The organism is Streptomyces sp. NPDC032745 (assembly GCF_055579465.1).
The window spans coordinates 377,584-397,330 of sequence record NZ_JBVING010000005.1 but is presented as its reverse complement, the minus strand read 5'-3'; the positions used below and the strand labels follow the sequence as shown (position 1 = coordinate 397,330).

Sequence of the window (19,747 nt, the reverse complement as noted above, 5' to 3'; positions counted from 1 at the left end):
CAGCGTACGTGGTGGGGCGCCGCCGGGCCGGGTCGTTTTCCGCGGCCCGGCGGCGCCGGTCTCGTGGCCGGTCAGCGGCCGTGCAGTCCCCGGTCGACGGCCGTCATCAGCTCGCCGTCGGCGGTGTCCGCGTCCAGCGACCAGAACATCGCGCCGCCCAGGCCGTTCTCGCGGATGTACTCCGCCTTGGCCCGCAGCACCTGCGGGTCGTCGTACGTCCACAGGGTGCTGCCGTCGAACAGCCAGGCGTGGCCGCCGCGCCGGTCGCGGTAGACCTTGTACGAGCCCGAATCTGCGAGCTTCTTCAGCGCCTTGTAGTCCTCGTACCCGGCCGCCCAGGTCGCCGGGGCCGGGCCCGTCGCCGACTGCCCCATGCCGTCCCCGCCGCCGCTGACACCGGTCCAGCCCTGCCCGTAGAACGGCATGCCCGTCACCAGCTTGTGCGCCGGCGCTCCGCGGTGGCGCCAGGCCTCCACCGTGCCGTCCACGCTGAAGTCACCGCGGGCGTGGAGCGCCGACTGCTGGGCGGTGGTGCGCTCGCCGGAGACGTGGAAGTCGTAGCCCTGGAGGGTCACGAAGTCGAGGTCGCGCATGATGCGGCGGACGTCGAAGCCCGCGTCGATCTTGGCGGGGGCGGTCGGGACGAACGCCGTCAGCTCGTACTTCTCCTTCCGCTTCTGGCTGCGCGCGTACGCGTCGAGCTGCGTACGGAACTCCTTGACCAGCGCCGCGAAGTTCTGCTTGTCCTCCGGCCGGAACTTCGTGTCCGTGTCACCCGCCGAGCCCGGCCACTCCCAGTCGAGGTCGATCCCGTCGAATACGCCGGCCGCCGCGCCCGCGCCGCCGCGGGCGCCGTCCTGCGGCAGATTGCCCTTGATGTAGAGGTCGATGCAGGACTGTACGAGGGCCTTGCGGGAGGCGGGGGTGAGCGCGGCGTCCGAGAAGTGCGTGGACCAGCTCCAACCGCCCAGCGAGAGCAGGACCTTGAGGCCCGGGTGCCTGGCCTTGAGCTCGCGGAGCTGGTTGAAGTTCCCGGCGAGCGGCTGCTCGGCGCTGTCGGCGACCCCGTCGACCGAGTTCGCGGCGTCGAGCGGGCGTACGTAATCGGCCCAGGCGTCGGCCTCACCCGGCACGTTCCCGGTGAAGCATGTGCCGTCCGCGCTGATGTTGCCGAAGGCGTAGTTGATGTGGGTGAGCTTGCCGGCGGTGCCGCTCGTCTCGAGGTCCTGGACCTGGAAGTCCCGTCCGTAGACGCCCCATTGGGTGAAGTACCCGACCCGCTTGTACGAGCGGTCCGGGCCGCCGTCGCCCTGCGCGGCGGCGGACGGCGCGAGGGCGGTGAGCAGGGAGAGGGAACAGGCGGCGACGGCCAGCCTGCCGAGCATGCTGCGGCGCATGGGCTTCCTTTGCGGATGCGGGAGCGGTGCGGGGACGCGTGCGCGGTGCATGCCGGAAACTATTGGTCTGGACCAGAGTGGTCAAGGGGGCGTCCGAAACCGGGGCCGGCAGGACTCAGGAGAGGCTCCAGTGGCCGACGTCGTCGGCGAGGCCGGCGTTCAGTGCGAACTGGACCGCGGCGAGGGCGGCGTCGTCCGGCAGCCGGAAGGTGATGAAGCCGAGCGCCGAGCCGCCGGGGGCGAGGGTGACGGTCTCGGGGAACGCGGGACCGGCGGTGGTCGTGGTGTTGGAGCCGGTGAACCGCTGCCCGGCGGAGTCCAGCAGGTGCGAGGACTTCGCGGGGGAGTCCTGGTACACGGCGGTCCCGGTGTTCTCCAGCCGGAACTCCACGGCGACCAGCCGATCGGTGCCGGTGCCGGTGCCGGTGGCGGAGCCGGTGCCGGTGCCGGAGCCCGCGGGCGCGGGCGCGGGATCCGCCGGGTCGACGACCCGGGTGAGGGTGACGTCGAGGTGCTGGCCGGGCTCGGTGCCGGAGAGCGGGATCGTCTCGCCGGAGCCGTCCGGGCCGAGGGTGCCGAGCAGGGCAGGGGCGAGGAGGGTAAGGAGGGCAAGGGCGGCCAGGGGCCTTCGGAGCCGGCGCGGCGGGGGCGTCGGGTGCGGCCTGGGCGGTCGGCGCATGGCAGAGCCTCCTCCCTGGATTCTCCTGCCCACAATCCTCCGTGCCCCCCGGTCCCGCCACCCGCGGGAGCGCCGCCCGGCCTCTCGGCCTGGTGGGCTCCACCCCACGGAAGGAGCTCCCGCCGATGCGGACCCCGCCCGCCGGCGACCTCGCCAGCGCCTTCCGGTCCGCCTGCTACGGAGGTCAACTCCCCGCCGCCCAGTACCTCCTGTCTCACCGGGTGGACGTCGACGGGATCGGGTACGACGACCTGACCCCGCTGGACATCGCTCTGACCAGCGCAAATGAGTCCCTGATGGACTGGCTTCGCACGGTCGGCGCCCACACGCGGGAGGCACTTCCACCCGCATGACCCACAAATTCATTTGGATCTCCGCTGCGCTCCGTGTCAGAGTTGGCCTCACCGAAGGGGTGTAGCTCAGCTGGTCAGAGCGCTGGTCTCCAAAACCAGATGTCGCAGGTTCGAATCCTGCCGCCCCTGCTTCCGTGAGCGGGTAGCTCACCGCCAAAGGCCCAGGTCAGACGCAATCTGCCTGGGCCTTTCCCATGCGGCCCTACGCTGGCACTACGTCAGCACTACGCTCTCGCTACCGTCCTGCTACGGCGTCAGGCCCCCCAAATTCCCCCCAAGGGATCTTGGTGTTCATGCAGGTCAGGCGCCAGGACGGCGGCCCTTCTCTTCCTGAGGGAGGGGGCCGCCTTGCCGTCGGTGCCGGGGTCCACGTGCTGACGATGGAGCCGATTGCACTGCACCGCGACAGCCTGACTGTCCGTTGCCTACCGGCCGATCGAATCAAGATCCAAAAATGCCCCAATCCTGGTGCTGACTTTATGATCATGAACGGCTGTCGTTTGATGGGTGTCAGACGATCAGCTGGAGTGGCTTCGCGATGGCCGCAGACGGCTCGGTCTGCGCATCCGCGACGCTCGCATGCAGGCCAACCTCACCCAAGAAGAACTCTCGAACCTCTCAGGGGTTCCGCGGAACTCGTATCAGCGCATCGAGCACGGCGTCAGCGACGTTAAGTTCAGCCACTTGATGCGCATCGCCCGAGCCCTTCGCCTGCCAGTCCGCGACCTGCTGCCGTAGCCGCTCAGCCGGAACCGGCCCCGCCGAGCCGGCCCCACTGTGGCTGATTTCAGCATGACATGGCCGGAACACGCTGTCCACGCCTCGGGGCCACCTTGTTCCCAAACAGGAACACCACGGCTAGGCTCTGGTCTAGGCCGGACACCCGGGCGGCCACATCACAATTCCGCATCACGAACCAGACGTGGGGGCGAAGACAATCGTGACCGAAAGCAACGAACCGCCCGCCAGCGAGGAGCTCGTGGAGCTCATCAAGACCCACCGAGCAAGGACGGGTCTCAGTCTTCGTGACATGGAAAAGCGCACCACGGACCCCGCCACCGGCAAACCTGCGCTCCTCTGGTCGTGGTTCCAGAAGCTGGAGCGTGGCACCCTCGCGAAGAGCCCGACCAAGGCCCAACTTCGGCTCCTCGCAACCGCGTTGGACCTCCCCTACAAGACCGTTTCGTATGCCGCGGCGGCACAGTACTTCGACATCGAGAACGTCGACAGTGAGGACGGTCAGGTTCGCTCCTTCGTCAAGCGAGTGGAGCGCATGACCGCAGAGGAGCGGAGCAGGCTGCAGCAGTTGATGGACATCGCGTTCCCGAGCAGCGCAGACGGGCCCTGAGGCCGTCCCCGTGTTGGCGGTAGTCGGAATCAAGCCAGTCAGGCATGATGCCTCACACGCGCCGATCGATCGGACAGGCGTTCGATTCGGCGTGCGTGCCAAGGGGGGCCGATGCCCGAGTACGAAATTCACCCCATAACGGATTCCCACTACGAGCTGATCGACAGCCTGCCTGACGGCAAGGTCTGCGACATAGTCGAGAGCCCCGGCAAGTCCGTGAGCCGCTTCCTCAGGGGCTACGCCACTCAGGAATTCGTCGACTACATGACCGAGGCCGTCAGGTTCATCCTGTCGGAGCCGGAAAACCGCTGGGTGCAGGTGTGGACACCCGGAGCCCCACGCCTCGAACTGCCCCCGCAGGGGCTTGGGATCGCCGAAGCCCGCTGGGAGCTGCTCACTCCTGAAACGGCGCACCTTCTTCCAGAGCCGCATATCGCGCTCCCGGTCGAACGCGAGGGCTGCTTCGTCTATCTGATCCGGCCGCCGCACGTGCGGCCGGAGGCGGTTGCGCAGTTCAACATCTACCTCGACCGCTTTGTCGGCGACGGCCTGTGGCGGCAGCGCTGGAACCCTGACGCCGAACTGTAGGTCGGCACTGTCCCGTCCCCTATCCGCATTGCCCGCGCCTGCAGACAGGGAGGCCAGCATCGTGGCCGACGTGTATCCGCCCAGCACCTTCAACCCTTTCACCCCTCTCGCTTCTCTCGAGCCGTTCAGTGAGCCGCTGGTCCGAGCCGAGTGGTGTCGCAGCCCACAGGGCCACCACCTGCAGGTTCGGCAGTACATGGGGAACTTCGACGAGGGCGAGAACCTCGTCACGCTTGACCTCCCATACGAGGCCGGCGGCTTCCGCCACGATTTCGATCCCGCCATGTGCGAGGCCAGCCTCCGCGAGGCCGGCTGGCTGGTGACCGGCCCGTGGACTCAGGGGCGCGGAGGTCTCGACGCCCCGGTCACTCCGTTCTGACGCCCCGGATGGGTTTCCCGCCCCTCCCGCTGCCGCCGCAGTGAGAGGGGCGGGAGCTTTATGTGGCGGCCCGTAGCCCGTGCGTCAGGTTCCGGACGACGCGGGCGAGGCCTCGGGCGTAGGTCCAGTTCGCGACGCCGGGAGTCGTGCCCGTCGGGCCGGCGGCTGTCAGGTACTCCCAGTCGCGCACGCTACCGGCGAAGGTCGCACGGTCGGTCTCGCTGAGTGCCTGGACGCGGGCGATGGCCTGCTGGCCGTGAGTGATCAGGTGGCAGGTGAGTGCGGCCACCTCGACGGCGGAAGGCATCCGACCGTAGGGGACCAACGCCTGCGTGATGACTGCTTCGACGTCTGGCAGGTCGGTGACGGGTGGCGGCTGGGCGTTCATGGTAGCTCCGGCGGCTGGTGTGGGTTTCCCCTTGTGGACCACTACGGCGTGTGCTGGGTACTAGCCTTTCGCTCACGGACCGTCAGGCACAGTAGCCACGTGTCCGCTCCCGTCCGCACCCTTGCGGACACCGCGGACAACGGAGGTGCCCCTCATGAACGAGTCCTTCGGCGATGCCTTACGGCGCCTGCGTGGCAGCCGGTCGGTGCGGGACGTCGCCCGCCTCGCAGCGTGCGGGAAAACGCACGTCAGCGACCTCGAGACCGGGAAGAGACAGCCGACCGCCACGATCGCCGCGGCCCTCGACCAGGCCCTCGGAGCCGGCGGTGAGCTGATCGCGCTTGCGGACGTTCGTCCCGGGTCCTCGCCGCTCGACCAGGCGGACGCTCTACAGCAGGGCCTGCACCAGACGCTCGCCGCCGGGCCGCTCACCGAGGCATCCCTGGACGAGTGGGAGTACACGGTGGGCCGTCACGGCAGGGCGACCCGGTACCGGCCCGAGGGCGACCTACTGCCCGAGCTGCTGGCCGACTTCACAGACCTGCGGCTGGTCTTGACGCACCGGCAGCCGGCGCCTGCGCGGAGGCGGCTGACGATCGCTGTGGCGCAGATGTCGGGGCTGATGGCGCTCACCCTGCTGAAGCTGGGCGACTCCCGCTCGAGGGCCTGGTGGCGTAGCGGGAGGGCGGCGGCTGCGGCGGCCGAGGACCGGGCGACGCTGTCGTGGATGTACGCGCAGGAGGCGTACCAGCTGTATTACGGCGGCGACCTCGAGGGTGCTGTCGAGCTCGCGCAGCGGGCCCAGCATCTGGCTGGCGGTCTGCCGTGCGTGGGGCCGGCGCTCGCCGCGCCGCTCGAGGCGCGGGCCCTGGCGGTCCTGCAGCAGCGTGAGGGTGTGGTGAAGGCGCTGGCGCGCGCCGAGGTGGCGTTGGAGCGGCTGCCCGCGGCGGAGCAGGCGGGCTCGGCGTTCGGGTACAGCGAGAGTCAGCTGCGCTTCCACTCGGGGAACGCGTGGACGCACCTTGGGGAAGTCGAGCGTGCAGCCGAGCAGCAGGCCAGGGCCCTCGAGCTGTACCCGCTGCGGGATCACACCGACCGCGCACTCGTCGCCCTGGACCAGGCGATAGGGTCCGCGATCCGCGGGGACGTGGCGGGCGCCGCGGCACAGGCGACGACGACGATCGTGGACCTGCCGGAGGAACACCGCTCTGCGCTGATCATCTACCGGGCTCGGGAAGTCGCGGCTAGGGTGCCCGAGGCACGGACGGTGCCGGAGGTGCGGGTGCTGCGCGAGGTGCTGGCGCTGCCCCCTGGCGAGAGGGACAGCAGTGCGGATCGAGCAGGCCACCGAGCAGGACGTTGACGTCATCTCCGTGATCCTCGGCGAGATCGAGGCATACTACGGCGGCAAGCCGGCGCCCGGCGACGTCGGGCAGATCCGGGCGGCCCTGTTCGGTGAGCAGCCGGCGGCGACAGTGCTCCTGGCCCGTGACGGCGAGCAGGTGCTCGGCCTGGCCTCGTACTCGTTCCTGTGGCCGGCGGCCGACGCGGACACGTCGCTGTACCTCAAAGAGCTGTACGTGCGGGAGCCTGCCCGCCGTCGCGGTGTGGCGGGCGCGTTCATGGAGGCCCTCAAGCAGGCGGCTGCTGTGGCTGGCTGCTCGCGGGTGGAGTGGACTGCCGACACGGACAACCCGCCAGCGCTCGCCTTCTACGCCGCCCTGGGCGCGGAGCCGCGGGACGGGAAGGTCTTTTACCGCCTCGAGCCCTAGCCCTGTGGGTGGTGCCCGATAGCCTGTGCGACATGATCCCGAACCCCGAGGCGGCAGCCGAGCTGAACGAGCGGATTCGCCAGCTCGTCGCCGCCGGTGGGGCCGGGTCGGAGGAGTATCAGGAGCTGCTCGCCGAGTGGCTGCGGGCGACTGTCGTACCCGCCGCCTAGGATCCGGGCGTGGTAAACGAACAGGTAGACGAAGCGAGTGCGCGGCAGCGACTGGTCGAGCTGAAGCTGGCCAGCGAAAAGGCGCGTATCGAAGCGCAGCAGGGCCCGTACTCGGCGGAGCGGTGGCGGCCGTGGCTGGAGGCGGCGAACGCTTTCCAGAACGCGGTCACGGAGCACGCGAAGCAGTACGGTCTGGAGAATCGGTTCAAGCTCGAGAAGGACGTCGTGACGAAGGCCCTGCATCAGGCGCCGCCTGAGGCCTGACGTGCCGCCGCCCCGCCGGGCGCTGTCCCCCGTGGGGGTCCGGTGGGGCGGGACCGTGCAGCTGCAGCCCGCAGCATCCCCGCGTACTCGGGAGTGCGCGGATGATGTGTCCACGCTAGACCCAGGCACTGACAACGGCGTGCGCCGATCGTCGTAGAATCGAACTTGTGTCCGACCCGCAGCCGTCCCGCCTCGACCTCCTCCACTTCCTGGAGCGAGTGCAGCTGGGCGACCTCGAGCGGACCCGCGGGTGGATCGCCGCCGAGGAACGGCGGCTGGCCGAGCAGGCCGCCCGCCTACCCGCAGCTCCGCCGCCGGACTGGGAGCTCGAGCTCGACCTCTCCAAGCATCCGTCCGTCGTTCACGTCGGCGGCTGCACCATGGGCGGCAAGGGCTGGCGGATGCGGCCCATCACCCGCGACGCGGCCCTGCGCGCGCTCGGCGTCGACCGGATCCCTGCCTGCCCGTACTGCTCGCCGGACACGGTGCTCGGCGTGCTGGACTGACCTGCCCGCCGCAGGCTGGACATATGGCCGATCAGACGCAGGTCACCGTCCATCCCGTCGCCGCGACCGGCGGCCGGCGGGTCACCGCCCACGTCCATGGGACCGACTCGATACTCGGCCTGGCCTACAGCATGGGGGACGTTGTCGAGTTCCTGCGGCGGGCCGGCTGGGTAGACGAGGAGGACTGGCCGCCGGTCATATGGCGCGGCGGCGGGCCCACCGTGTGGGACACCGGGCCGCACACCGACGGGTGACCGAGTGACGCCCAGGCCCACATTGGCGTGGCACACTCCTCCCTCAAAGGGGAGGCAGCATGCGCGATCTTGACGGCTATATAGGGCCAGCACCACTGGAAGACGGGTTGGCCAGGCGGACCCACTGGCATCCACAGCGCATCCAAGTTTGGGACCAGCCGCGCGACGGGGAATGCCAGTGCCCCTGCAACCTGGCTCACCGTGACACAGCCCAGGCGGCCTGTCGCCCAGGCGTTCCGCTCGCTGCCTTCGCGGTGTTCTCATACGACTCGCGCAGCCTGTTCGAGGTGCCGCTCTGCGCCGTATGCTCGGCCGCTCAACTCTTCCGCATGGAGCAGGGCAAACCCGTTTTCGTTCCGCTGTCGACCAATCGGGCAGCAGAACGCACCGGGATGCTGATCGCTGCCGCGTTCTTGGTCGGCATGGCTTGGTGGTTGTTCAGCGGGTCCGCTGCCTTCGCGACAGCCATCGGCATGGCCATCGGCGCCGTGCTCATGAGCAACCGGCAAGGCCAGTCGTAGTTGCCGCCCCTCGGGCGCGCGGCGGCCCTCCCGTGGGGAGGAGCGGGAGGGACGCTGGCCCCCGGGGGGATCGGGTGCGCACACAGTAAACCCGCAGGCCGGGGTGGCGGTAGGCATATGACAAAGCAAGATTCCGGATACGAAGAAGCCCGCCCCCGCTGGATGCGGAGGCGGGCGTCAGTGCTGCTAGGCGGCGGCGCGGTTCGGCCAGGCATCCACAACCATGTCGATGCCGGCCGGGGTGGCGTAGACAACGGGGAAGATGAACCCGTTCTTCGTCTCCTGCTTCACGACGAAGGCGCCCGAGTCCTGCAAAGCCTTCCGAGGCAGGTTGCGGTTACCGCCGGACCGCGACGTCTGCTTCCGGAACCAGCCCACGTCGACCATCCACCCGGTGAGGGTGCGGACGTCGGCGTGGAGGAGGTCGGCGAGCTCGGTCATCCCGCACAGGCCCTCGGCGTTGAGGAACTCGTCCCACTTGCCGGCCTTCGGGGCGGCGATGGCCAACTCGGCCTTCACCTCCGCCTCCCGCTCGAGGGCCTCGACGTACTTGCGCGCCATCTCCAGCTCAGAGATCGGTCGCGCCGGTTCGGGGGCCAGCTCCGCCTTCCGGGTCTGGATAGCGAAGTACGTCTGCGCTGCGGCGACTTCCGGCTTCCGCGGGTCGCCGTTCATGGCGATCATGTAGGCGCCGTAGCGGGTGAGCCGGTACGTGCCGCGGACGATGCCGGGGGCCGCCTCTTCCCGGCGCCGGGAAATGTGCAGCTCAGCGTGCTGGCCAGTGTTGCGGATGGCCAAGACCGCGCGGTCAACGGCATCCTCGAAGCGCTCCCACTTCACGTAGCCGAGGAGCGGTTGGATGTCGCGGGCATCCCAGTACTCACCGAGGGAGTCCTCGCGGCGAATCTGATCGAACGGGCTTGCCCCCGATGTGGCACCAGGTGCCGCGGGCAGGTTAGGGTGAGGTTGAGATATCACGTGGAGCTGGCCTCCATGATCTTCGAGCCCTCGGCGGACCCTACATCTGCGCGGGGGCTGATCTCGTTCCAGGGCGCATATGCATCCCGGCAGGCGAGATTCTACGCCGACCGGGTGACGCACCGTGAGAAACGACGCCCTGAGTCGCGGCCCCAACGCAAGGACGCCCGCCACCGGTTGGCAGCGGGCGTCAGCAACGGGCAGGGCGGTCAGGCGGCTGTCACCGGCAGCGCGTCAACCTCTGAGGCCGGCAGCTCGACACCGTACTCATCGCGAGCCCAGCCGCTGAGCCTCCAGCGGGCGATCAGTCGAAGCTGTTCGCGGTCCTCCTCGCTGACGCCGTCCCAGCAGTGCCGCGGGTACGGCATTGAGACGTGACAGAGCTGGCCGCGGATGGTGGCGGTGACGGTCAGGCGGACAGTGTCGGGCGGCAACACGACAGGCACTCCTTCGGGTGACTCCAGTTTGGCAGGGCGGTCAGACGCCGAAGGCAGCTTCGAGAGTGCGGGCCATCGCGGCGTCATAGCCGTCCGGCACTGGTAGCAGCGCCTTCCGGTCGAGCGTTTTGTCGATCCCGAAGTACGCCTCAATGTGGGCCGGCGGAGCACCGTCCTCCAGCGCCGCACCAATCGCGGCACGCCGCAGGGCATGAACGCCAGCCTCCACCCCGGCCCGGTTAGCGGCAGCCCGCAGCAAGCGAGGCAGTACACCGACCGTCTGCAAACCCAGCAACAACGGCTCCTCCGGCGACGCCTCCTGCGCCACCAGATAGCCGTTGACCGCACGGGCCGCCGACGGGGCAATCTGGATGCTGCGCCTGCCGAGCAGCATCCGCGGCTCGACGCCCGGCGTGTAGTCCTCAACCGAAGCGGCGATCACCTCCATCGGCCGGGCCCCCACGAGCAGCATCAGCGACGCGGCCGCATGCAGCAGCGGATCCTGGCGAGTCTCCGCCAACAGCACGCGAGCCTCATCGACGGACAGAGTGGGACGGTCGAGCAGCGGCACGGTTCCTCCTCCAGCGGCGGGGCACCAGTGTGGCGGAGTTGTCCGGTCTGGTGCCGGACAGTTCGACCAAACGACCTTAGGCGGTATCCCATATCGTTTGGAGCTCATGCAGCACCTGGGGCCAGGAGTAGCCATCTGGCAGAGCGGCGAGCCCGGCCCCGGCAAGCGAGACCGTGATGGCGCGGGCAGACGGGATCCCACGGCCGTACCACGTGCTGTAGTCGGGATAGAGGGTCCTCGGCAGCTCTTGAGACGCACGCGCAACCACGCGGTCCAGAACTCCAAGGTGGCCAACGCCCTTGCACTCAAGCACGAACCGCAGAACTTGGACGGCCGTCCCGGGCGGCAGGCCGAGCTGAGCATCCGCGGCCCGTGCCGCATCAGGCCCGAAGATGTCCTCCAACGCCCTCGGGTCGAGTGAGGCCAGTAGCTCTGCCATGGCTGGCGTAAGCATCTTGTCCCGGGCGATCTCGCGCAGGACGTCTCTCACATCCGGCACCACTGCCTCAGGGATCTGCCCTGAAGTGTGGGCCGCGACGGCCGCGGCCAGGTGCGAGGAGGCACGCCAGCGGTCGTTGGGACTCTCCCGAGAAGCCAGCACGGTGAAGATCTCCGGGTAGTACGAGCCAAGATCAGACAGTGCAGCTATCACGTCCGCGTTCCCGCCGGCCCAGGCGCTGAAGGCGGCTGGCTCTAGAGACAAGCCGCCCCGCTGGGCGAGGGCGGCCCAGGGTGTTACGGCGCAAACTGCCCACGGGATCAAGGAGAGGTATCTCAGCGCGAGCGAGGCGGGCTCCGCAGGGCGCCGAGCTACGTGGCTGACGAGAGACGCTAGATGAAAATCGAGGCCGTCGTCGGCACCTCGGAGACGCGCCCAGGCTGGGCGGCAGGCCCCCCATAGCTCTTCGCTGACCCGCTGCTGGGTGCGTAGCAGTCGAATCTGGCTACTCAGCCCGCCAGTGAGTGCTTCACTGGCCGGATCCTCCTCGACTTGCAGGCGCAGGAGGGCCTCCTGGACAGCCCTCTGCAGGGTCAGGGCCGACAAGTCGCCTGGGGGCAAGGGACCCCCGAGAGCCTCCCTGCAGGTTCGTGCCATTGCGGCCCAAGCTGATTGGCGCCGGCTGGCAGCGAGCTCTGCTTGCTTGCGCTCGACTATGCGTCGGCCCGCGGCGGTGCTTGCCTGATTCAGCAGCGGCTCGCCGGCCACGACACGTCGTGTGATCTCCTCCTGCTCCGCGGAGAGCAGTTCGGTTACGGGAACGTTCTCCCGCAGGGTGGTGATCAGAGGTTCGAGACCCACCGCCCTGAGTTCAATGATCCAGGGCGCCACCTTGCCTGCAGGGCTTGAAAGGTGCCCTGCGAGCCGTTCCTCGAGGGCCTTCGTAGTCTGTCCGATGTACCGAATGACTTCGTCTCGCGGGTCTGAGAGGGCGTAGATGCGCCCCGCAGCCTGGCTCACGCCTGCTCCAGTTCCCGGGCGGCCCCGCGCTGCTGCCCGACGGAGGGTCGGTGCCCCGCTCGCAATTCGGGCACGTACTTGTAGAGCGTCGTGCGCGAGACGCCCAGCAGCTTGGCGATGGAGGTGATCGACGCCTCGGGGTTCGCGAGCATGGAACGCGCGTGGACGATCTGCTCCTCGGTCATCGCTGGAGGCCGACCGATGCGTTCGCCGCGGGCGCGGGCTGCAGCGAGGCCCTCGTGAGTGCCTTGGACGATGAGCTCGCGGATGAACTCGGCGAGCGCGGCGAAGACGTGGAAGACGAGCCGGCCGCCGGGGGTCGTGGTGTCGAGGGCTTCGTGGAGCGAGCGGAAGCCGATGCCGCGCTTACGCAGTCCGGCGACGATGGCGATCAGGTCCTGGATCGAGCGGCCGAGGCGGTCGAGGGATGGGACGACGAGGGTGTCCCCGGGGCGGGCGTACTCCAGCGCCTTCCAGAGTTCTTCGCGTTCGACGGTCTTGCCGGACTTCTTGTCGGCGAAGACCTTGGCGCAGCCGCAGTCGGTGAGTGCGGCGATCTGGCGGTCGAGGTTCTGTCCCTTGGTGGAGACGCGGGCGTACCCGATGAGGACGCCGGTCATGGTGGCGGGGAACGCGGCGAGGGTGTCGTCGCCGTCGGCTGCCCACTGGGCGGCTGTGGTCATGCAACTACCGTACAGAAAAGGGTGGTTGATGGTTGATGAACACTTCGAGTTTTTGGACACCCTTTATGAACGCCTGTCCGGGCGCAAAGGCCGAGGACGGCCCGCACAGACGCCTCTGTCCATCAACCGATCGGTTGTTGGACACCGGCGCTTTGGTATCTCATCGCGCCCAACCCGGTCTCCAACGGGGGGCCTCGTCGACGACTGCATGTCATGACTCAATGTCTTGACTTCATGTCATGGCTTGCTACTTTGGGGGCATGTCAAAGACTGAGAAGGCTCGTCTGATCCCTACTGGCAACTGCTGGTGCGGCTGCGGCCGGGAAGTCGGCCTCGGCAAGTTCTTCGCTCAGGGGCACGACAAGACCGCCGAGTCGGCGCTGATCGCCCTCAACTACGAGGGAAGTGTTCCTCACTTCCTCCACGCTCACGGATACGGCCCTCATCACTCCGTCTCCGGCGATGCTGTGGAGAAGGCGGGCTGGCTAGAGTGCGACGAATGCACTACGCAGCCCGGCTACAGGGGCGCTCCCAAGAGCGTTGCCAACCACAAGGCCAAGTACCACTCAGGCTGAGGTCAGCCCAAGCAAGGCAAAACGCCCCACCGCCGTAGCGGTGGGGCTGCTCGCACTCCAGTTCTCACACGTCGCTGCGCTCGAGGACACGAGCGGCGCGGGCGGACATGGGCCGGGGCACGGGCGGCTCTGAGTCGGACTTGCGGAGGGCGCCGACGAGATCCCGGACGCGGACCAGGAGCCAGGCGATGGCCTCGTCGCATTCGGCGAGACGCTCCTGCTGCTGCTCAGCCTTCGTCTCGCCCTGCTCCACGCGCCGTTCGAGGCGCTCGATCGCCCTGCCCTGCTGGTCGCTGATCGCCGTGAAGTCATCCCGGCGCTCCTGCTTCGGCGTCCGCCGCGCGGCACGCACTGCCCACACGCCGCTCAGGCCGGTCACCGCCGACACCCCTATGGACGCCCAAGTTTCAGCATTCATACGGCTCTACCGCTCTCTTACGGCGGGGCGGCTCGGGCCATCCCGCTACGACCAGGACGGGGACGGTGATGACCGCCCATACCGCTGCCGCCACCCAGCCGCGGGGGTAGCCCCCGGAGAGCCAGGCCACCAGGTACGTCGCTGTCCACGGAACGACGATGAGTACGAGGGCGAGGAAGGCGGCAGCGTCTCGGCCCGGCGGAGCCCATGCGCATACCAAAGCGACGGCGCCGGCGGCGATCCAGCACCATGCCCATGCGTCGAGCGGCATGAGTCGCAGCAGCAGGGCGAGCCCGCGCTGGTCGACTTGTGGCGTGACGAGCTGGGCGTAGCCGTACAGCAGCCAGACGAGTCCGTAGGAGGTGAGGATCGCGCCGCGGCGGCCCAGCCTGCGACGCAGCCGCCGCGCTGCACGGCACCGCACTTACGCCACCATCTGCGGCGGGGCGGGCTTGACCGGACTCGTCTGCTCGATCGGCAGGCGGGACACCGGGGCTTCGACCTGTCCGTGCGCGACGACAGCGAGGATCGCAGAGACGAGAGACATCCAGCCGGCCTGCTCGGTCGCGGACATGTCCAGGCCGAAGCCGACGAAGAGGGCCAGCGCCGCCTGGGCGAGCTGCAGTATCGCGGCGCCAGCGGCCCCGGTCTTGAGGACGATCGCGGAGACGACGGCGACGGCGCAGGCGAGGAAGGTGTTCACGAGCGTCTGCTGTGCGTCGGAGACACCGATCCCGTAGGCCGCGGCGAGCTTCAGGGCGACGGCGATGACGGCCAGGATGTAGACGGGTTCACGGCCGAAGATCTTCATGTGAGGGCCTTTCAGGCGGAGGGGGTCGGGGTTCCGGTGACGTTGACGTCGACGTGGATGACGGCGTCGGCGATGGCCTGCTTGACCGCGGCGACGAGGGTCTCGGTGTCGACGTTGTCGTGCTGGCCGAGCTGGGTGGCGAGCGCGGTGATCGCGGCGGTGGTGGCGGCGTTCTGGCGTGTGAGGATCTCGACCTGCGTGTTGTGGATCTTGTCCTGCCAGGCCATGACGTCCTCGACGGCGACCGGCCGTCCACTCGCGGCGTTGGTGACCTGGAACTTCCAGACCGCCGTAGCGATCTCCTGGGCTGTGGGCATGTCGTCCTCCTCGAGGAGAGCCCAGGCGCGAAGCTCCTCGCGGCTGGACAGGGGGCAGTAGTCCTTGTCGACGGGATTGTCGCCGTACTGGTGGAACATCCACGGCGCCTTGATGCCGGGGTCGCCGGCCTTGCGGCCTGCGGTGGCGATCCACAGGAAGTCGCCGCAGTAGCCGGTGTTGTCGACGTTCTTCCAGTAGTCGACGTTGGCGTACATGCCGACGCGGTGGCCCGGCATCTTCGCCTTGACGTACCGGAGCCACTCCTCCTTGTACGCAAGCTGGCGGGCCTTGGAGACGCCCTGGTTGGCGTTGTCGTAGCCCTCCCAGTCCAGGACGATGATGTCGCCCGGCTGCCAGGCCACCTGATCGAGGAGGTAGTCGGCCTCTTCGCGGGCGCTGTTGGCCATGTGGGGGTAGTGGTAGGCGCCCCAGACCAGGCCGTTTCGCTTGGCGTGGTCGCGCTGGCGGACCCACTTCGGACTCTCGTACCCGAGCCCTTCCGTGATCTTCGTGAAGACGAAGTCAAGGCCGGCCACGCTCGGCTCTGTCCCCTGGTACGAGGCCCAGTCCTGTCCGTAGATGCCCATGGGTAGTCACCAGCCCTTCGGGAGGCGTCGTTTCGGTTTGGTGGGGTCTTCAGGAAAGTCGGTGGCGGGCGCCGGCTCCGGGGTGCAGCTGCAGATGCCGTTCTTGTCCGGGCCAGCACATGCCGCCTGGTGCACAAGGGCGGCCAGCGCCGGGGTGAGCGCGTGGTCGGCGCAGGCGTAGACGGGGATGCTGGACGACTCGGCGGGTACGCCCCTGGGAAGCTGAGTGGCCTCGGCGCTGGTGGGCCGGCGCCTCCACTGGACGACGGCGGGCTCCCCGCACTTGCAGGCGATCATGCGTGCTCCCAAATGACGTACATCATCGACGCGCCCTCGTTGGCGTAGGCGGTCGAGAGGCTGCCGCCCGAGTTCTGGCCGCCGGCGATTTCGACGTAGTCACCGACGTTGAGGTAGAGGGTGTGGGTGACCTCGGGAATGCCCATCAGGGTGCCCGCGCCGCAGAGGCTGGCCCCGCCCTGGATGTAGTTGGCGTTGATGTGGACGCGGGCGCCGCGGCTGCCGGTGCCGTTCACGGCGAACGCCGCCCTGCCGCCGACCCGGTACCAACCGGCGAGCTGGCAGGTGTACCGCGAGGTGTTGCTGATCGTGGAGTGGCCGCCATAGGTGTCGACGATCTCGGTGTCCATGGTCAGCGTCTGCCAGGTCCCGTTGGCGACGGACTGCACGACGGTCTGCTGGCCGATGAAGAACGGCTTGTTGGCCAGGAACGTCAGCCCGTTGTAGACGTTGGCGTTCCACAAAGCGCCGGTGATGTACTGGCCTGGGACCACCTGCGCCGGGTTGGGGGCCGCGATCGGCATGCACGTGCTCCTTTCCTAGTAGGCGAATGCGGTGGCGTCGAATTGCGACGTGGCATCCCAGGTCGCTGCGGAGGTGATCCCGGCGGGCAGCGGCTCGCAGATGGTGTCGCCGGCCGTGTGGGCCTTGGTGGTGGCCGCGGTCAGGGTGATGGTGGCGCTGGTCCACCCGGCGGTCGTCGTCGATATCGACGAGACCGTCACCGTTTCCTGATTGGCGGTGCCCAGGCCAAGGACGATCTGCTGGCCGAACCCCAGCTGCGCCGCCAGCGGGTTCGTGGTGTCCGCGGATGCGTTGACGACGATGCTGGTCACGCCGGAGGCGACGCTCGTGTTCAGCGTCGTGTGCCACGAGGCGAACAGCCCGTAGGGGGTGACGTCGACCGGCGAGCACTGCAGGGAGACGAAGACTTCACCTCGGTCGTCCAAGTCCCACTTGATCGACTCGACGAAGGCGTCGATCTGAATCGCGGGGACGCCCGGAGGCCTCCTCATGATTCGCACTCGGGCCCCGAGCTCCATCGACAGCAGGACCGGCCACAGGGCGGGCTGGGCTGACGGATGGACCTTCAGCGAGTTGATCCTGCTGACAGGCTGCTTGTACCGGGACAGCAGATAGTTCGCGGCGTCCTGGCATTCGCTGGGCGAGGACGTGTTCAGGGTGCGGGCCAGGGGGCGTGGGAAGTACGCCGTGATGGACGTGGCATCCTGCGCGGCAAAGAGCTGCCCCGTCCCCTTCTGCGTGACGGTGACCTGGTTGGACAGGCGCGTCGGATCAAAATCGAGCTTGCAGTCCTCGTAGGGGTACTCGCCGAGATCGGTCCGCTCCCCGAAGGTGAAGGTCGGGACGAGGGCGTTGTAGCGGGCCGACCGCGCCCGAAAAGTGATATTGCCGGCTCGGTCGACGTAGTGGACTCCGCCCTCGGTGTCGACGACGGACTGGAGTGCGGACAGGGCGTCCTGGCCGCCGAAGTCGGCCGGCCCCATCGATGTGGTCAGGCCGGTCTGGCCGGAGACCCCGCCGCTCCACATCGAGTAGCCGAGGATGCGCTGGTAGCGGGCGTTAGTCGACTCGCCCAGGAAGGAGTTCTTCCAGGCGTTGTAGAGCCCCGTGATTCCTGCTGCGGTGCCGACCCAGTCCATCTCGGCCGCGAATGCGATCTGGCCCTTGAAGTTTTGGGTGGTTCCGTCGCCGATGGTGCCGTCCACGTAGTTGCCGAGGTTGTCGCTGATCAGCCCCACGGGCGTCGCGATGGGGTTGATCGAACCCGTGTAGGCCGAGGTGGCACCGTCCAGGGAGCAAAGAATCTGGGCGGCCGTCTGGTCGTAGCCGAAGAGCAAGAGGTGCCAGTTACCGTCGGCGCAGTTGGTGGCCCCGCCAGCCGTGATGGTGTAGCCGGTGCCCGCGACTCCGGCCATGGTGAACTTGGGGGTACCCGTGTTGTCCAGGTACACGACGAACCGTGCGCCGGATGGCGCCGTGGTGCGCTGCGGATCCGAGCCTGCCCAGAAGGCGGCCCGGTCGGTCGGCCCTGGCCCGGTGTAGCGGAACGCGATCATTCGGGTCCACGAGGTCGGCGTGATCGGCCCGCGGATGCCAGCGGTGCCCAGCTTGAGGAACGTCGCCGGGTTGATGACGAAAGTGCCAGGGTCCGGGTTGTCGACGGTCACCACCGTGCCCGTGCTGCCCGTGTACATGCCGCTGGGACTTGTTGCGGCAATCTGAGTGCCGAATGCGAGCGAGCCGGGCCCGTACTTGGAGGTGGCGACTTCCGCCAGGCCGAAGTTGCCCGTCGCGTCGCTGGCACCCTCGGAGTCCTGAGGGTCGTCCAGCTTGAAGAGGAATCGTGGGTTGTGCGCGTTGATTTCCTCGGTGAGCGGGTCGGACAGTTTGACCTGGGACAGCAGCGCGAACGCGTCTGTGCAGGTTGGGTTGAGGGTTCCGTAGACGCCGTCGCGCCAGGATGAGGGCCAGCGCTCCACATAGCCCGTGTACATCGGGTACCAGACGCCCGGCGTCACCCAGGGCGTGGCCGCGGAGCCCCTCTCCAGCTGCCAGCCATCGACCTGGACGGAGCACGTCGAGCCGGCGGTGGCCGCCACCATGACGCCAGCGGCGATACCGGATGCGTTCGCGGGGGCAGTCGCTGTGACAGTGAGGAGAGTCCACGCCGCAGTGGTCGAGCCCGTCAGGGTAGACGTCGATCCGTAGGTGAAGCCACCGGCCGCGCCTCCCGTAGCGTCGTACCAGCCGAGGCCCGCCTTAACCTGCAGCGAAGTGGATCCGGTGATGTTCCGGACGCGGAGCTGCAGCGTGTATGCCTGGCCGGGCAGTACGGCAGGCTGCCGCGTGTACGTGATCCTGGACGGCGCGGTCGTCCCGGAGGGAACGGAGCACTGCATCACCGTGGCGCCCATCCATGCGGTCGCGCTGGTGGTGACCGTGGCGGTGCCGCTGGGGTCGCAGTCGCTGAGAATGTCCGCGGCTGATAGGCCGCTGCCGGCGGAGTAGCCGCCGAGGTCGCCGCCAGTCGCCGCGACCTGCGCCAGCACGTTCAGCGTGGCCGGCCACTGAGCCCGCTTCCGGTACGGCTGGTAAGGAGCGATGTGCCCTGCGAAGGGGCTCGCCGCATTGGCGGGATCGAGCACGCCGTCGGTGTTGGCGAGGCTCATGGTCAGCTCGCCTGCGCGGACCTGATCCAGCTCGTACTGGCGGCCCCGGTTGATGCTGGAGACGCCCATCGTGCGCGGGGTCACCTCTGTGAAGCGGTCTGCGGGGTTGCCGCTGCTCGCGTTCCAGCTCGCACCCCAGCCATCCTCGATAAGAGGCCAGTTCGGATTGCTGGGGCCGCCCAACCGGATGTTGATGCAGCTGATCGAGGCGGTCAGGCCGGCTACCTCGGTGGCGCCTGCCGAGGTCTGGAATGCGACCGTCATGGCGGTCGCGGATGCGGCCCAGCTGTATGAGCTGCTGGTCTGGTTGGTCCAGGTGATGCCGTCGGCGGACGTGTCGGCGTACCAGGTGCCCGCCGCTTCACGGAGCCGCCACCAGCGGTGGGCGTGGCCGTCGTAGGCGCCGAGCGTCGTCGTGGCGGTGCTGCCAGCAGTCTGCAGGGTGAATTTCAGGGTGCCGCTCTCGACACGGACGGCGACAGAGTTGTTGGCGTCGACCCGAAGCACGAGGGCCGTCTTGGTATTGCCGCTGCCGTTCGCGACCGCCGTGATCAGCGCGTAGAGGCTGCTGGCGGTGGCGTCGTACAGGTTGGTGGAGCCGAAGCTGTTGGTGGTGCCGCTGACGGTCGGCTGGGCGAGGGTGACCAGGTCGGCGGTAGCGTCGAGGGTGGCGGTTCCTGTGATCGAGTTCCACAGGGAGGTGTTGAGCGCTGCGGCCGTGAACGGCTCGACGAGGGTGGAAATCTTGGGGTTGGGCACGGCGCCTCCCGGGGCTGAGGGGCGCCGTGCGGCGCTGTGAC

At 68.5% G+C, this 19,747-nt stretch carries 28 protein-coding genes and 1 tRNA gene; 14 read left to right on the top strand and 15 right to left on the bottom strand.

The features are described 5' to 3' along the window. Positions 1-71: 71 nt before the first annotated feature. Entirely contained in the window at positions 72-1,397 is a 1,326-nt protein-coding gene (locus ACZ5WG_RS16045) for a glycoside hydrolase family 18 protein (RefSeq protein WP_468723595.1), read from the bottom strand. A 115-nt stretch (positions 1,398-1,512) separates the two neighbouring features. Beyond that, the gene (locus tag ACZ5WG_RS16040; protein WP_468723594.1) at positions 1,513-2,076 is read right to left on the bottom strand and encodes a DUF4352 domain-containing protein; all 564 of its coding nucleotides are present in this window, start codon (positions 2,074-2,076) and stop codon (positions 1,513-1,515) included. A 125-nt stretch (positions 2,077-2,201) separates the two neighbouring features. Between ACZ5WG_RS16040 and ACZ5WG_RS16035 the strand changes: the two genes are divergently transcribed. The 6 genes from ACZ5WG_RS16035 to ACZ5WG_RS16010 all read left to right on the top strand — a co-directional run bounded on the left by ACZ5WG_RS16035 (position 2,202) and on the right by ACZ5WG_RS16010 (position 4,744). Further along, positions 2,202-2,429 (top strand): ankyrin repeat domain-containing protein, encoded by a 228-nt coding sequence (locus ACZ5WG_RS16035; RefSeq protein WP_468723592.1) that lies wholly within the window; start codon positions 2,202-2,204, stop codon positions 2,427-2,429. A gap of 55 nt (positions 2,430-2,484) precedes the next feature. Beyond that, positions 2,485-2,558 (top strand) — tRNA-Trp (locus ACZ5WG_RS16030). Between the two features lie 378 nt (positions 2,559-2,936). Beyond that, positions 2,937-3,167 carry a helix-turn-helix domain-containing protein gene (locus ACZ5WG_RS16025; RefSeq protein ID WP_468723590.1) on the top strand — a complete coding sequence of 77 codons (231 nt, stop codon included), beginning with the start codon at positions 2,937-2,939 and terminating at the stop codon, positions 3,165-3,167. 202 nt (positions 3,168-3,369) lie between these two features. Next, on the top strand, positions 3,370-3,777 hold the full coding sequence (locus ACZ5WG_RS16020) for an XRE family transcriptional regulator (RefSeq protein WP_468723589.1): 408 nt from the start codon (positions 3,370-3,372) through the stop codon (positions 3,775-3,777). Positions 3,778-3,888: 111 nt separating this feature from the next. Next, positions 3,889-4,365 carry a hypothetical protein gene (locus ACZ5WG_RS16015; protein ID WP_468723587.1) on the top strand — a complete coding sequence of 159 codons (477 nt, stop codon included), beginning with the start codon at positions 3,889-3,891 and terminating at the stop codon, positions 4,363-4,365. Positions 4,366-4,426: 61 nt separating this feature from the next. After that, positions 4,427-4,744: a hypothetical protein gene (locus ACZ5WG_RS16010; protein ID WP_468723586.1), complete on the top strand. Its 318-nt coding sequence runs from the start codon at positions 4,427-4,429 to the stop codon at positions 4,742-4,744. Between the two features lie 58 nt (positions 4,745-4,802). Here ACZ5WG_RS16010 and ACZ5WG_RS16005 read toward each other — a convergent pair whose 3' ends face one another. Beyond that, positions 4,803-5,132, bottom strand: a complete 330-nt coding sequence (locus ACZ5WG_RS16005) for a DUF6415 family natural product biosynthesis protein (protein ID WP_468723585.1) — start codon at positions 5,130-5,132, stop codon at positions 4,803-4,805. Positions 5,133-5,286: 154 nt separating this feature from the next. Between ACZ5WG_RS16005 and ACZ5WG_RS16000 the strand changes: the two genes are divergently transcribed. The 7 genes from ACZ5WG_RS16000 to ACZ5WG_RS15970 all read left to right on the top strand — a co-directional run bounded on the left by ACZ5WG_RS16000 (position 5,287) and on the right by ACZ5WG_RS15970 (position 8,619). After that, positions 5,287-6,495, top strand: a complete 1,209-nt coding sequence (locus ACZ5WG_RS16000; protein ID WP_468723583.1) for a helix-turn-helix transcriptional regulator — start codon at positions 5,287-5,289, stop codon at positions 6,493-6,495. Further along, positions 6,461-6,904 (top strand): GNAT family N-acetyltransferase, encoded by a 444-nt coding sequence (locus ACZ5WG_RS15995; RefSeq protein WP_468723581.1) that lies wholly within the window; start codon positions 6,461-6,463, stop codon positions 6,902-6,904. Before ACZ5WG_RS16000 ends, ACZ5WG_RS15995 begins: the two co-directional genes overlap by 35 nt. 32 nt (positions 6,905-6,936) lie before the next feature. Further along, the gene (locus ACZ5WG_RS15990) at positions 6,937-7,074 is read left to right on the top strand and encodes a hypothetical protein (protein WP_468723579.1); all 138 of its coding nucleotides are present in this window, start codon (positions 6,937-6,939) and stop codon (positions 7,072-7,074) included. Between the two features lie 9 nt (positions 7,075-7,083). Then, on the top strand, positions 7,084-7,338 hold the full coding sequence (locus tag ACZ5WG_RS15985; protein ID WP_468723577.1) for a hypothetical protein: 255 nt from the start codon (positions 7,084-7,086) through the stop codon (positions 7,336-7,338). Positions 7,339-7,505: 167 nt separating this feature from the next. Continuing rightward, the gene (locus ACZ5WG_RS15980; RefSeq protein WP_468723575.1) at positions 7,506-7,844 is read left to right on the top strand and encodes a DUF6233 domain-containing protein; all 339 of its coding nucleotides are present in this window, start codon (positions 7,506-7,508) and stop codon (positions 7,842-7,844) included. Between the two features lie 23 nt (positions 7,845-7,867). After that, positions 7,868-8,098, top strand: coding sequence for a hypothetical protein (locus ACZ5WG_RS15975; protein WP_468723573.1), 231 nt, complete (start codon positions 7,868-7,870; stop codon positions 8,096-8,098). Positions 8,099-8,157: 59 nt separating this feature from the next. After that, complete coding sequence (locus tag ACZ5WG_RS15970; RefSeq protein WP_468723571.1) at positions 8,158-8,619, top strand: hypothetical protein; 462 nt, start codon at positions 8,158-8,160, stop codon at positions 8,617-8,619. A gap of 186 nt (positions 8,620-8,805) precedes the next feature. On the opposite strand, the gene ACZ5WG_RS15965 is transcribed toward ACZ5WG_RS15970, so the two are convergent. The 5 genes from ACZ5WG_RS15965 to ACZ5WG_RS15945 form a co-directional block, all read right to left on the bottom strand. Beyond that, positions 8,806-9,597 carry a phage antirepressor KilAC domain-containing protein gene (locus ACZ5WG_RS15965; RefSeq protein WP_468723570.1) on the bottom strand — a complete coding sequence of 264 codons (792 nt, stop codon included), beginning with the start codon at positions 9,595-9,597 and terminating at the stop codon, positions 8,806-8,808. A gap of 209 nt (positions 9,598-9,806) precedes the next feature. Further along, positions 9,807-10,034: a hypothetical protein gene (locus ACZ5WG_RS15960; RefSeq protein WP_468723568.1), complete on the bottom strand. Its 228-nt coding sequence runs from the start codon at positions 10,032-10,034 to the stop codon at positions 9,807-9,809. A 40-nt stretch (positions 10,035-10,074) separates the two neighbouring features. Then, positions 10,075-10,605, bottom strand: coding sequence for a hypothetical protein (locus ACZ5WG_RS15955; RefSeq protein ID WP_468723566.1), 531 nt, complete (start codon positions 10,603-10,605; stop codon positions 10,075-10,077). A 76-nt stretch (positions 10,606-10,681) separates the two neighbouring features. Next, positions 10,682-12,064, bottom strand: a complete 1,383-nt coding sequence (locus ACZ5WG_RS15950; RefSeq protein ID WP_468723565.1) for a hypothetical protein — start codon at positions 12,062-12,064, stop codon at positions 10,682-10,684. Beyond that, entirely contained in the window at positions 12,061-12,747 is a 687-nt protein-coding gene (locus tag ACZ5WG_RS15945) for a recombinase family protein (protein ID WP_468723563.1), read from the bottom strand. Before ACZ5WG_RS15945 ends, ACZ5WG_RS15950 begins: the two co-directional genes overlap by 4 nt. Before the next feature lie 260 nt (positions 12,748-13,007). Between ACZ5WG_RS15945 and ACZ5WG_RS15940 the strand changes: the two genes are divergently transcribed. After that, the gene (locus tag ACZ5WG_RS15940; protein WP_468723562.1) at positions 13,008-13,322 is read left to right on the top strand and encodes a hypothetical protein; all 315 of its coding nucleotides are present in this window, start codon (positions 13,008-13,010) and stop codon (positions 13,320-13,322) included. 64 nt (positions 13,323-13,386) lie between these two features. Here ACZ5WG_RS15940 and ACZ5WG_RS15935 read toward each other — a convergent pair whose 3' ends face one another. Genes ACZ5WG_RS15935 through ACZ5WG_RS15905 form a run of 7 tightly spaced genes read right to left on the bottom strand, consistent with a single transcriptional unit; the run spans position 13,387 to position 19,706 of the window. Further along, entirely contained in the window at positions 13,387-13,701 is a 315-nt protein-coding gene (locus ACZ5WG_RS15935) for a hypothetical protein (protein WP_468723560.1), read from the bottom strand. A 28-nt stretch (positions 13,702-13,729) separates the two neighbouring features. Continuing rightward, positions 13,730-14,164, bottom strand: coding sequence for a hypothetical protein (locus ACZ5WG_RS15930; RefSeq protein WP_468723558.1), 435 nt, complete (start codon positions 14,162-14,164; stop codon positions 13,730-13,732). Beyond that, the gene (locus tag ACZ5WG_RS15925; protein ID WP_468723557.1) at positions 14,165-14,551 is read right to left on the bottom strand and encodes a hypothetical protein; all 387 of its coding nucleotides are present in this window, start codon (positions 14,549-14,551) and stop codon (positions 14,165-14,167) included. It lies immediately after the preceding gene. An 11-nt stretch (positions 14,552-14,562) separates the two neighbouring features. After that, on the bottom strand, positions 14,563-15,456 hold the full coding sequence (locus ACZ5WG_RS15920; protein ID WP_468723556.1) for a glycoside hydrolase family 25 protein: 894 nt from the start codon (positions 15,454-15,456) through the stop codon (positions 14,563-14,565). A 6-nt stretch (positions 15,457-15,462) separates the two neighbouring features. Then, positions 15,463-15,753 (bottom strand): hypothetical protein, encoded by a 291-nt coding sequence (locus ACZ5WG_RS15915; RefSeq protein ID WP_468723555.1) that lies wholly within the window; start codon positions 15,751-15,753, stop codon positions 15,463-15,465. Then, entirely contained in the window at positions 15,750-16,277 is a 528-nt protein-coding gene (locus ACZ5WG_RS15910; RefSeq protein ID WP_468723553.1) for a hypothetical protein, read from the bottom strand. The genes ACZ5WG_RS15915 and ACZ5WG_RS15910 overlap by 4 nt, the downstream gene beginning before the upstream one ends. 15 nt (positions 16,278-16,292) lie before the next feature. Further along, positions 16,293-19,706 (bottom strand): hypothetical protein, encoded by a 3,414-nt coding sequence (locus ACZ5WG_RS15905; protein ID WP_468723551.1) that lies wholly within the window; start codon positions 19,704-19,706, stop codon positions 16,293-16,295. Positions 19,707-19,747: the final 41 nt, after the last annotated feature.

Excerpts from the sequence above, each read along its gene's own strand:
- ACZ5WG_RS16045 (WP_468723595.1), bottom strand. The coding sequence starts at position 1,397 with ATGCGCCGCAGCATGCTCGGCAGGCTGGCCGTCGCCGCCTGTTCCCTC.
- ACZ5WG_RS16040 (WP_468723594.1), bottom strand. The coding sequence starts at position 2,076 with ATGCGCCGACCGCCCAGGCCGCACCCGACGCCCCCGCCGCGCCGGCTC.
- ACZ5WG_RS16035 (WP_468723592.1), top strand. The coding sequence starts at position 2,202 with ATGCGGACCCCGCCCGCCGGCGACCTCGCCAGCGCCTTCCGGTCCGCC.
- ACZ5WG_RS16015 (WP_468723587.1), top strand. The coding sequence starts at position 3,889 with ATGCCCGAGTACGAAATTCACCCCATAACGGATTCCCACTACGAGCTG.
- ACZ5WG_RS16005 (WP_468723585.1), bottom strand. The coding sequence starts at position 5,132 with ATGAACGCCCAGCCGCCACCCGTCACCGACCTGCCAGACGTCGAAGCA.
- ACZ5WG_RS16000 (WP_468723583.1), top strand. The coding sequence starts at position 5,287 with ATGAACGAGTCCTTCGGCGATGCCTTACGGCGCCTGCGTGGCAGCCGG.
- ACZ5WG_RS15990 (WP_468723579.1), top strand. The coding sequence starts at position 6,937 with ATGATCCCGAACCCCGAGGCGGCAGCCGAGCTGAACGAGCGGATTCGC.
- ACZ5WG_RS15975 (WP_468723573.1), top strand. The coding sequence starts at position 7,868 with ATGGCCGATCAGACGCAGGTCACCGTCCATCCCGTCGCCGCGACCGGC.
- ACZ5WG_RS15970 (WP_468723571.1), top strand. The coding sequence starts at position 8,158 with ATGCGCGATCTTGACGGCTATATAGGGCCAGCACCACTGGAAGACGGG.
- ACZ5WG_RS15945 (WP_468723563.1), bottom strand. The coding sequence starts at position 12,747 with ATGACCACAGCCGCCCAGTGGGCAGCCGACGGCGACGACACCCTCGCC.
- ACZ5WG_RS15940 (WP_468723562.1), top strand. The coding sequence starts at position 13,008 with ATGTCAAAGACTGAGAAGGCTCGTCTGATCCCTACTGGCAACTGCTGG.
- ACZ5WG_RS15925 (WP_468723557.1), bottom strand. The coding sequence starts at position 14,551 with ATGAAGATCTTCGGCCGTGAACCCGTCTACATCCTGGCCGTCATCGCC.
- ACZ5WG_RS15920 (WP_468723556.1), bottom strand. The coding sequence starts at position 15,456 with ATGGGCATCTACGGACAGGACTGGGCCTCGTACCAGGGGACAGAGCCG.
- ACZ5WG_RS15915 (WP_468723555.1), bottom strand. The coding sequence starts at position 15,753 with ATGATCGCCTGCAAGTGCGGGGAGCCCGCCGTCGTCCAGTGGAGGCGC.
- ACZ5WG_RS15910 (WP_468723553.1), bottom strand. The coding sequence starts at position 16,277 with ATGCCGATCGCGGCCCCCAACCCGGCGCAGGTGGTCCCAGGCCAGTAC.